6 protein-coding genes are annotated in these 11,410 nt (G+C 41.5%); 4 read left to right on the top strand and 2 right to left on the bottom strand.

What is annotated here, in order from left to right; all coding sequences use genetic code 11:
- The first annotated feature begins 719 nt into the window (after positions 1-719).
- Together H6G75_RS03855 and H6G75_RS03850 are read left to right on the top strand one after the other, a co-directional pair.
- Entirely contained in the window at positions 720-5,420 is a 4,701-nt protein-coding gene (locus H6G75_RS03855; RefSeq protein ID WP_190978653.1) for a PAS domain S-box protein, read from the top strand.
- On the top strand, positions 5,417-6,400 hold the full coding sequence (locus tag H6G75_RS03850; RefSeq protein WP_190978652.1) for a diguanylate cyclase domain-containing protein: 984 nt from the start codon (positions 5,417-5,419) through the stop codon (positions 6,398-6,400). The genes H6G75_RS03855 and H6G75_RS03850 overlap by 4 nt, the downstream gene beginning before the upstream one ends.
- A 139-nt stretch (positions 6,401-6,539) precedes the next feature.
- Here H6G75_RS03850 and H6G75_RS03845 read toward each other — a convergent pair whose 3' ends face one another.
- Both H6G75_RS03845 and H6G75_RS03840 read right to left on the bottom strand, forming a co-directional pair.
- Positions 6,540-7,583, bottom strand: a complete 1,044-nt coding sequence (locus H6G75_RS03845) for a glycerate kinase (protein ID WP_190978651.1) — start codon at positions 7,581-7,583, stop codon at positions 6,540-6,542.
- 130 nt (positions 7,584-7,713) lie between these two features.
- Positions 7,714-8,046: a DUF565 domain-containing protein gene (locus H6G75_RS03840; protein ID WP_190978650.1), complete on the bottom strand. Its 333-nt coding sequence runs from the start codon at positions 8,044-8,046 to the stop codon at positions 7,714-7,716.
- 595 nt (positions 8,047-8,641) lie between these two features.
- Here H6G75_RS03840 and H6G75_RS03835 point away from each other — a divergent pair.
- Together H6G75_RS03835 and H6G75_RS03830 are read left to right on the top strand one after the other, a co-directional pair.
- Complete coding sequence (locus tag H6G75_RS03835) at positions 8,642-9,268, top strand: hypothetical protein (protein ID WP_190978649.1); 627 nt, start codon at positions 8,642-8,644, stop codon at positions 9,266-9,268.
- A 187-nt stretch (positions 9,269-9,455) separates the two neighbouring features.
- The gene (locus H6G75_RS03830; RefSeq protein WP_190978648.1) at positions 9,456-11,354 is read left to right on the top strand and encodes a glycosyltransferase family 39 protein; all 1,899 of its coding nucleotides are present in this window, start codon (positions 9,456-9,458) and stop codon (positions 11,352-11,354) included.
- Positions 11,355-11,410: the final 56 nt, after the last annotated feature.

Raw genomic sequence — 11,410 nt, 5'->3', positions numbered from 1 at the left:
TGATTGTTATATGCGTTAATTACTTTCTGACGCAGATCACAGGAGTAAGGTTTCATTTCACAATTACTTAGACGTTAATATACTCCATTATCCCATAGTGTATTTTACTCAAGCAGGAACCGCTATATTGTTATTAAAGCTACAGTATTTTCCAAACTAATAAGGTAGAAACCTAAGAATTCACTCAAAAAATATTGTTATGCTTTCTAACTTTCAATTTATGAATTTAGGTATGATAAATACGAATATTCTGGTAAATTATTTGGTACCTAAACTAGACATCAAGAATATTTTGTCTTGACAATTTTGGTTTTTACCTTATGAATTCTTATGTCATCTTTTCTCCTGATTTCAACAGCAATTATCAAGTTAATAAACTTAAGTTTTGCGGTTCAATTACTTGAATTAATCAAATATATGGTTAACAACATGATAGATGTTGTTGCGGAAATTTTGTGTTTAACAAAAATAAAAAATCTCAATTGAGAATAATAAAGTTTTATTAATATTTATTTGTTCAAAATAAATTATTTTATTTTCGAGAGGAGAATTAGATACTTGTCGCCGATAAAATGTAAGCAAAATTTAATTATTGGATTACAAAAATACAAAAAAATTCTATTTTAAAAAATGTCGATATTGTAAAATAAATATTCATAATTTTAATTAACAACTAATAATCATTCAAACAAATGCTGAAAGTGCTTGAGGATGAATAAGTGGTTAGGCAGCACAGATATCATCAATTTCCAGCAAGAGAAATTTTCAGCAACCGAAAATTGCTGCCATTAATAGTTGGTATTTTTGTATCAGTTGCAGTAGTCCTACTTTGGCAGAGGCTAGTAGTTGAGGAGCAATATCATATTCACCAAATGGTTCAACAACAAGCGATCGCCATTAAAACCGAATTAACGTCCCAAGTAAATATGCGTGTTCTGGCACTAGAACGTATGGGAAAACACTGGCAACTGTATGAGAATTTAGATAGGAAAAATTTGCAAGCAGAAGCAGCCGCTTACATACAAGACTTTGGTGGTTATCAAGCCTTGGGATGGATTGATCCAATATTGCGTCTGCAATGGACTGTACCCGAAGTTAGCCAGACAATTGCCCAGACTTTAGCAAGCAGCCAAGCACCTCAAATCCGCACAGCACTAGAAACAGCACGCAACAGCCGCCAAACAGTTTTTACATCAACATTTGAGTTTGTTGAAGGCAAGCAAGGATTTTTTGCATACTTACCGCTGTGGGTTGGTGAGCAGTTTGATGGCTTGATTGTAGGAGTTTTTCAAGTTCCATCGTTAATAGATGCTATCTTGCATTTACCCCAAGGTTATCAAATTCAAATCTTGGAGAATGGCAAGTCAATTTATGGACAGAATGTATTACCAGCACAGCTATTAGATTGGCGAAAAACAGTTAGTGTGGACTTATATGGAGTCAACTGGCAACTGATAGTTTATCCTTCCTTAGAATTATTAACCAACTGGCGATCGCCACTGCCATTAGTTGTTTTAGTTGCTGGGCTAATCAGTGCTGGCACATTAGCATTATCGATTTATTTTGCTCAAAGTAGTGAACGACGCAATCAGCGCATCACCAGCATCAATCAAGAACTAGCCAACCGCATTTGGGAGCAGAAAAAAACAGAAATTGCCTTACGTGCCAGCGAAACCCACCTCAGAGAATTAATCGAAACCGTCAAAGTCATTCCTTGGGAATTCGATATCAAAACTTGGCGATTTACCTATGTAGGGCCACAAGTAGAAACTTTATTAAATTATCCCATAGAAGAATGGTATCAAGAAAATTTTTGGCTCAATCATCTGCATCCCCATGATCGAGAACAAGCGATGGGAATTTACCAAGAAGCAGCTGCTAAGGGAGAAAACCGAGAATTTGAATACCGAATGTTAACCGCCAATGGGCGAGTTGTATGGTTGCGAAATATTGTGAATGTAGTTAAGAACATTGGAACCCCCGTGATACTTAGGGGGTTTATGTTTGAAATTACCGATTTAAAGCTGGTAGAAGAAACCTTAAGATTACGTGAACGTGCTTTAGCGGCTGCTAGTGATGGGATTACAATTGCTGATGCCAGATTGCCAAATCAACCAATTATCTACGTCAACCCAGCCTTTGAAATGATCACTGGCTATAGCGCGACAGAAATTATTGGCTATAACTGTGCCTTTTTGCCGGGTACAGATCCCCAACAGCCAGCAATTCAACAACTGCAAGCATCAATGAAAACAGGTAAGAGTTGTCAAGTTCTGTTGCGGAACTACCGCAAAGATGGCAGCTTATTTTGGAATGAATTGAGCATTTCCCCAATTCACGATGAGACTGGCCGGCTAACTCATTTTATTGGCATTCACACCGACATTAGCGATCGCAAACAAGCCGAATTAAACTTGCAGCGCCAAGCCCTGATCTTTGAAAATATGTACGATGGCGTAATCATCAGCGACTTGACAGGCAAAATTATCGACTGGAACGGTGCTGCTGAGTGGATGTTTGGCTATAGCAAAGCGGAAATTTTAGGCAAAACTACCAGTATTTTATATACACCAGCGGCCTTTACCAACGTAGTACCCCAGATTTTGCCCGATATTCACCAAAATAACCGTTGGTCTGGGGAAATCGAATTTATCCGCAAAGATGGCAGTCAAGGTATTTGTGAAACTACAGTGATTTTCTTACAAGATGAGCAAGGTGAACCGATCGCCATTGTGAGTTTTAACCATGACATCACCGAACGAGTGTTAGCCCAAAAAGCCTTGCAACGACAATTACATCAAACACTGCTGTTAAAACAAATCACCCAGCAAATTCGGCAAAGTCTGGATACTAAAGCCATCTTTGCCACCGCCGCCGTACAAATTGGCCAAGCATTTCAAGTGGAACGTTGCCTGATTCACGCTTATATCAGTGAACCTACACCCCACATACCCTTGGTTGCAGAGTATAATAATTTTCCCACCTCAACTTGTCAAGAAACAGTGAAAATTGCTGTCATTGGTAATCCCCATGTAGAACAGATGATGCGTGAGGATAAAGCGATCGCTTCTGATGATGTGTACACTGACCCTTTACTCCAAGCAGCCCAAGCAACATGTCGAGCAATGAGCGTCAAGTCTATGTTAGCCGTCCGCACATCATATCAAGGAGAACCCAACGGTGCGATCGGCTTACATCAGTGCAGCTATTTTCGCCAATGGACAACAGCAGAAATTGAATTACTAGAAGCGGTAGCCGCCCAAGTCGGCATTGCCCTTGCCCAAGCCCATTTATTAGAACAAGAAACCCGCCAACGCCAAGAACTCACCTTAAAAAACTTTGCCCTAGAACAAGCAAAACGTCAAGCCGAAGCCGCCAACCGCGCCAAAAGTGAATTCTTGGCCATGATGAGTCATGAAATTCGCACCCCCATGAATGCAGTCATTGGGATGACAGAACTGTTATTAGACACAGACTTGACTCCCCAACAGCGTGACTTTGTAGAAACAGTACATACCAGTGGTGATGCCTTACTCACCATCATCAATGATATTCTTGACTTCTCCAAAATTGAATCGGGACGGCTAGAACTCGAAGAAAAACCCTTTGACTTAAAAGCTTGTGTAGAACAAGTCATTGACATTCTCGCGCCCAAAGCTGCCCAAAAACAGATTGAACTAATTTACCTGATTCATCCCCAGGTTCCCACACAAATCATTGGTGACATCACCCGCTTACGCCAAGTTTTAATGAACTTGCTCAACAATGCCATTAAATTTACCCAACAAGGAGAAGTTGTACTTTCTGTCTACGCCAACTACATAGAAACTCAAAATCAGGAAACTAGCTGCACAATTCTCTTTAGCATTCAAGATACAGGTATTGGTATCACCCCAGAAAAAATGGTGCGGCTATTTCAACCCTTCATCCAGGCAGACCCCTCAATGACAAGACTTTACGGCGGTACAGGACTGGGACTAGTGATTAGCCAACGTCTGAGTGAGATGATGAATGGTAGTTTATGGGTAGAGAGTCGTGGCTGTATTGGTGGTCATCCCGATCCTGGATGGCAGAGTAGCAAGCCGGTTTCTGCGACTTCCTTTGATGATGGTTCTACCTTCTACTTCACCATTACCAGCAAAATTGTTACCGATGCCGCATCACGAGAAATCACAACTGCCTCGACTCCATTGGCTGGTAAGCGGCTGTTAATTGTAGATGCTCATCCTACCAACAGTAAAATACTCAGCTTGCAAGTGCAGTTCTGGCAAATGCAAACATACATTGTTGCATCTGGGGAGGCTGCTTTAGGTTTGCTGACACAGGGAATTCACTTTGATGTTGCCATTCTCGATCTGCCAATCCCAAATACTAACGAACTTCAACTCGCCCAGGCAATTCGTCAACAACCTGGGCGAGAACATCTACCTTTGATATTGTTAACTGCTTTAGGCTCTCCAGAACTCAGTCCAGAATTTGGTGATCTGGGGTTAGTAGTGTGTTTGACTAAACCCATCAAACAATCCCAACTCCACTATATATTGACTCATACTTGTGGCGATCGCTTGCTAACAGCCGATACTGTTCGGTCTCAGACTTCTGGGTGTGATGCTGATTTAGCAAAAAAAATACCTTTGAGAATTTTAGTTGCGGAAGATAGCTTGGTCAACCAGAAAGTAGCAATATTGATGTTGCAAAAAATGGGCTACCAAGCAGATGTGGTAGCAGATGGGCGCGAAGTGATTCAAGCCTTACAACATCAACCCTATGATGTAGTGTTGATGGATATTCACATGCCAGAAATGGATGGACTAGAAACCAGTAAAATTATTTCTCAGCAATGGGCAGCGAGTGTTCGTCCTTATATTATTGCAATTACAGCCAACGCGATGCGCGGCGATCGCGAAGCTTGTTTGGCGGCGGGAATGAATGATTACATCAGCAAGCCCATACAAATGACAGAGTTAGTCCAAGCCCTGAGTAAATGTCAGTCCGGCGCGTTGATTAAGGAACCAAGACAAGCCCAAAATTTCAGCCCCCGCCTACCCAAAACGCCAAATTTAGTAATATCTGCAATTGATCACAAAGTTTTGCAGTCTTTACGTCAGATGTTAGCAGGAGATCAGGCGGCATTAAGGGAACTTCTGCACTGTTATTTTTCTGAAGCCCCCAAACTCATCCAAGAAATTCAAGCATCTGTGGTAGCCGAAGATGCAGAAATTTTGTGGAAAACTGCTCACAAACTCAAGTCTAGTAGTGCTTCTGTGGGTGCAACTAATCTTAGCAAACTGTGTAAGCAGTTAGAAGCTAAAGGCAGAAGTCATGATTTTTCAGGATGTGCAGACATCTTGTCACAACTTCAGCAAGAGTATGAGCAAGTCAAAACAGAATTGCAATTAGAACTGGAGGCGGGATCGTGACAACCATCTTTCAAAAAAACCAATCTCTAGTTTTAATTGTTGACGATGAACCGTTTATCCGTACCCAACTACGACTGGCTTTAGAGCGAGAAGGTTATCAAATAGCCGAAGCTCGTGATGGTGTGGAAGCATTAATTTTATTTGAGAAACTTCATCCGCAGATTGTGTTGCTGGATGCCATTATGCCCGGTATGGATGGATTTGATTGTTGTCTGCGGTTGCAATCTTTAGAGCAAGGTAAGCATACACCAGTATTAATGATTACTGGATTGGAAGATCAAGAATCAGTTGACCATGCCTTTGATGCGGGTGCCATTGATTATGTCACGAAACCAATTCACTGGCCTGTCTTACGCCAGCGAGTCAAACGCTTAATTAAACAATCTCAGCTACAACAACAACTCGAAGCCGCTAACCAAGAATTACAAAGACTCGTCACGATTGATGGTTTAACTCAAGTTGCCAGTCGGCGAAAGTTTGAAGAATATTTTTCCCAAGAGTGGCAACGGATGGCGCGAGAGCAATTACCGTTGTCTTTGATTTTATGTGATGTCGATTACTTTAAATCTTACAACGATACCTATGGGCATCGGGCAGGCGATCGCTGTCTGCAAAAAGTCGCACAAGCTATCAAAGATAGTGTAAAACGTCCCGCAGATTTAGTCGCTCGTTATGGTGGTGAAGAATTTGCTGTGATTCTACCCAAAACTGAGATCGAAGGAGCCATGATTTTAGCCGACAAAATTTGCTCGGTGGTGCGGCAGTTGGCAATTCCCCATTGCAATTCCCAAGTTAGTAGTTATGTAACCATTAGTGCTGGTGTCGCCGAGGATATTCCTCAACCGGGTTCTGACTTTCAAGAGATAATTTCTGCCGCCGATCGCGCTTTATATCAGGCCAAAATTGAAGGGCGCGATCGCTTTCGCCAGTCTACCAAGCAAGTATCTGCTAATTTTTCGCTTCCCCGTTGGGGTGCATGATCTTTGTGGGAAGGCAGGAGGCAAAAGGCAGGAGGCAGAAGGCAGGGGGACAAGGGAGACAAGGAGGACAAGGGGGACAAGGAGGACAAGGAAGCAAGATTTCTACCTTGTCTCCCCCCTCTACCTTGTCTACTCCCACTCAGCACTCAGTTTGGTAAACTGCACCAAAAGTCCGATCTGGACAAATTTCAATTACCAAATCAGCAACTGAAGGCGATCGCAGCATCGGTTTGAGGAATAATTCTGGATGGAGCGATCGCCAAAAATAGTTTACAAATTCTTCAATTTGTGTATCACTCATTCCCGATTTACCCGCCGCGACCATCTGTTGTTCTGCTTGTTTGCGCCATGCTAAGGAACTGCGATAATCGGTAGGATATAACAAAATCAAGCTATCTAAGCAATCCCACAATGGCAGATAATTGCTCAATTGCTGATTCATGTCACGAGCAAATGCTTTGTCTGCATCGGTAATTATTGGTGGTGGCTTGATTTCAAAGGCTTTGGGGTCGATCGGTCGGACACCGACAAACCAACCTTCAAATAATACAATATCTATATTGGTGACAATTTCCGGAGTAGTGCGATCGCCTGCACCAGCATAAAGTGACTTATCAAACCGAGGAACAGTAACAGAAGTTTCGCCTTGACGAATTTGTTCTAAAACATTTAACCCCAAATCTACATCATGGGTTCCTGGAGGCCCCCGCCAAATCAAGCGGGGGTCTTGCTGTAATAAAATTAGGCGATCGTTGTAAGTTTTATATAAGTCATCTAACGACCAACTTAAACTGCGGTATCCCAACTGCCGAAGAATCAAAGATAAAACTTGGCACATGGTAGTTTTGCCAGTACCCTGGACTCCTAAAATTCCTTGAATCAAAGGGCGGTTGAGGCTTTGACGGTGTGCAGCTAATTTCATTCCCAGAGGTAGCCATAAATCCCACAAAACCGCTAACATGGCTTCATAGTTGGCAAGCAAGTTAGTTTGGCAAAATTGCCGAAAATCTGGCAGCACAGACTTGAGTAACTGCGATCGGGCTTGGATCATCACATCCACATTTGCTGATGTGATCCCGAATACTTTCGCCCTTGAAATATCAGCCAGTGCGGCGGTTTTCGCTTTCTGCCAAGTTAACTCTGAGACCTCCTCTGCTATAATTTCCTCCAGCCAAGAATACATCGATAATTTTCCTCAAAAGCAGCAATGACAAATTTGTCTATTAAAATGCGGCAGAAATAAAGATACCATTTCAAGTTAGTGAAAAACTTGTGATATGAGCTTTTTGACTTTTGACTTCCGCGTAGCAGTACTAGGAGCCTAACTTGAAGGCTTCGACAAACAAACTGTAGGTAAAACCCACCTTGAGAGTATTCAGAGAATCTATCCACAACGCCCTTCTGCTAAACAAGCCCCGACTGTAAAATATTCTGCTAGTAACCTCGGTTAACATCACTAAAAATGCGGCGACAAAAATGTCTAATTCTGCTTTTTGTCCCGCTATTGTCGAAATAGCTGTTCCTAGAAAAAAGCCAAATAAAAAACTAATAATTAATAGGGACAATCTCCGCCACGGATTCCGAAATATTTGGCTAAGACTACTAGCAATAGCATCTAATAAATTATTAATTCGCGTATTTTGCATTCATCAAATCTTCTCAATTATTCAAATTACTTGAATATTATCTGAATCCGGTTTAATTTCCTAATATAGCAGTCCTAAATCATTCGTGAACCAAAAGATACCCGACTTCTTGAAGAAGTCGGGTATCTGAGCCTCTCGCTAACTTGCCCGTACAGGAGTGGGAAGAAAATCTGAGCCGAACAACTCTGCCATCATAAATCAGGAAATGTTAAAAAATGTAAATATTTTCCCTGCTAAATCTCTTAGGCTTTGACAACAGACATCTTGTTGTTCAGGTTACGCAACGCCAAAAAACTTTTATCTGTAATTATACTGTTTCATATTTAGATTTATGTAATATCATTTGCTTAAAATTGAGAACCCACGGGAAAAGCTCACGGAACAATCACATATAGCCAGCGTTTTTCAGTAAAATTAAAGTAACTATTCATGCCAATGGTGATTTCAGAGAAATGATAAGTAGGATACATTACATCAAGTCATTTCACGAGAATCTATTGTAGACAAGTCAGCAAATTTCTTTCTTCCTCAAGGTAGAGAATAGGCTAAGATTTGGCCAAGACTAAACAAATAATTATTTCTAACAAATATCAAAATGAAATCTCAGGTGTATCGTAAGGCTGCTGTTACGGCTTGTTGCTTGGGGCTGCTTGGGTTGCTGATGGGATGTTTAGATTTAAGTGTGTCATTTGAGACTACAAATCCTGATACATCTGATCCAGTATCTACTAATACCTCGCAGTCAAACAGAGGTTCAGAACTGCCGATTTTAGATACTACAACTACTCCCACAAATGTTTCTAATAATACAACAATTCCCATTAACCAAGTAGAACCAAGCACTAGCCAAGTCCAGGCTATTTTGGTCAATCGTCCGAATGGGGCTGGTAGTACCAAAAACCAAGGTACTTTGCGGATGAGTAATCAAACTGATCAGCCAGTGCGCCTGGCCTTATTAGCAAGGCAATTAAAAGGTAAAAGCCCAACCAGTAGCAAGACGGATATTCCTGCCCATTGGGATTTTGCACCACAAGAAGGTAGTAGTAAAGGGTTACTGCTTTCTTTACCCAATGGTAATTTGAAGCTAGAAAAAGGAGATATTTTAGTCGCTTTTGCTCAAGATGGTTCTCGACGCTACTGGGGGCCTTATGTGGTTGGGGAAAGTTCCTTACCAACTTGGAATGCGGAAACCAAAGAATGGCTGTTGGTACTCAGTCCATAGTCAAAAGTCGATAGTCTATAGATGATAGTGTTTAGTTGATAACTGTTTGGTGTTGCTAGATCCCTGACTTCTTCAAAAAGTCGGGGATCTGACTAGACTTACTGTTCCCTGTTAAGAACAAAATCCTTCTTGTTAACGACTAATAACTATTGACTGTTGACTCATCACTATTGACAAATAACCACAAATGAGGATGAAATTGAGTACTTTCCACATTGTTGACCAATGGTTCAACAAGATAGCGCAGCGACCATCTCTAGTAGTGACTTTATCGGTTTTGTGGTTGATGCTGATTGGTTGGATAGGCTATGGGTGGAATTTAGGCAATGTGGGCTTAGTGGACGAAACAGAACCACTGTTTGCGGAAGCATCCCGACAAATGTTTGTCACTGGTGATTGGATTACACCGTTTTTCAATGGTGTGACTCGGTTTGATAAACCTGCTTTAATTTACTGGTGTCAGGCACTTGCCTACTCAATCATAGGTGTAAATGAATGGGCGGTACGTCTTCCCTCGGCGATCGCCGCAATTGCGGTTATTAGTTTGGCTTTTTATACTGTACAGTGGCATTTGGCAAAGCAAGACGCAGGCGAACAGATTCAGCGTCCTACCCGTCGTTACCTCACAGCTGCGATCGCAGCTGCTGTGATGGCACTCAATCCTGAGATGATTGTCTGGGGTAGAACAGGTGTCTCAGATATGCTACTAACTGGTTGTATAGCCTCGGCTTTGTTATGTTTTTTTCTGGGCTATGCAAGTAAGCAGGGAAGCAGCACCTCGGCTCCTTTTGGCTTCGCTCAAGACAAGTCGCTCGGCGACCGGGAGCAGGGAGCAGAAAACAGCGTCCTACTCCCTAATAGATGGTATTTAGCTTGTTATGTTCTCATTGCTGGGGCAATTTTAACTAAAGGCCCGGTGGGTATAGTCTTACCGGGACTCGTAATTGTGGCTTTTTTGCTGTACTTGGGCAACTTCCGCGAAGTTCTGCGCGAAATGCGGCCACTACTGGGACTGCTGATAATTTTTGCTTTAGCAGTTCCTTGGTATGCTTTGGTAATTTGGCGCAATGGTTGGAATTATATTAATTCGTTCTTTGGCTATCACAACATAGACCGCTTTACAGAAGTAGTCAATGGTCATTCAGCCCCTTGGTATTTTTATTTTTTGGTAGTGTTATTAGGTTTCGCACCATACTCTGTGTATTTACCAGCAGCCTTTGCCAGACTCAAATTTTGGCAGCGATCGCAATGGCAAGTCCAAGAACGCTCTCAGCAATTAGGTTTATTTGCTTTTGTTTGGTTTTTGGGCGTGTTTGGTTTTTTCACAATTGCTGTTACCAAACTACCTAGTTATGTTTTACCCCTGATGCCAGCAGCTGCGATTTTAGTTGCTTTATTATGGAGCGATTACTTCCCCACAACATCTGCATCTAGTTCTCGAACCCCACAAAAATTCTTCTGGTTCAGTGGCTGGGCAAATGTTGTGTTGTTTTCAGCCTTATCTGTGGCGATGTTTCAAATTACCCAGCTACTAGGTACTGATCAAGCAGCACCTAACTTTCGCCAAACCTTAGAAAACTCTGGGGTTGCAGAGCTAGGGGGTTATATATGGTTATTAACTGCCATCAGTGTGGCATTTTTAATAATTACTCGACGTTGGCAAGGAATTATTGGTGTAAATTTAGTGGGATTTGTGGCATTTCTCATTGTTGTTTTGATGCCTGCAATATTTTTGATGGATCAAGAACGACAAATGCCTTTAAGAGAAATTTCTGCTGTTTTGTCTCAGGTAAAACAACCAAATGAAGAAGTCGTCATGGTTGGCTTTAAAAAACCTAGTATTGTTTTCTACAGTCATCAACAGGTAAACTTTATCAAATTGACTAAAGATGCTGTAGATTATATTCAAACCAAAACCAATAATTCTATAAAATCTCCTTCACTGTTGGTTTTAGCAGAACATAGAAACCTCGTCAGGATGGAGTTACAACCTGATAATTATGAAAATTTGGCTTCTAAAGGTGCTTATCAATTGATTAGAATTTCTTTCAAAAAAATGCAAAAACAAAAGCAAGATATTTCCTGAGTACCTGAGCCGCAGAGGGAGCAGACGAGAGGATTTTAAGGTATATTTTCGGAATC

The organism is Nostoc sp. FACHB-280, assembly GCF_014697615.1.
In the GTDB taxonomy this organism is placed as follows: domain Bacteria; phylum Cyanobacteriota; class Cyanobacteriia; order Cyanobacteriales; family Nostocaceae; genus Nostoc_B.
Note: the sequence above shows the minus strand (reverse complement) of the source record. Positions and strands in the feature narration are given on the sequence as shown.

What these genes read in the sequence shown, in the direction of transcription:
- H6G75_RS03845 (WP_190978651.1), bottom strand. Translation starts at nt 7,583, where the DNA reads ATGTATTCTTGGCTGGAGGAAATTATAGCAGAGGAGGTCTCAGAGTTA.
- H6G75_RS03840 (WP_190978650.1), bottom strand. Translation starts at nt 8,046, where the DNA reads ATGCAAAATACGCGAATTAATAATTTATTAGATGCTATTGCTAGTAGT.
- H6G75_RS03835 (WP_190978649.1), top strand. Translation starts at nt 8,642, where the DNA reads ATGAAATCTCAGGTGTATCGTAAGGCTGCTGTTACGGCTTGTTGCTTG.
- H6G75_RS03830 (WP_190978648.1), top strand. Translation starts at nt 9,456, where the DNA reads ATGAGGATGAAATTGAGTACTTTCCACATTGTTGACCAATGGTTCAAC.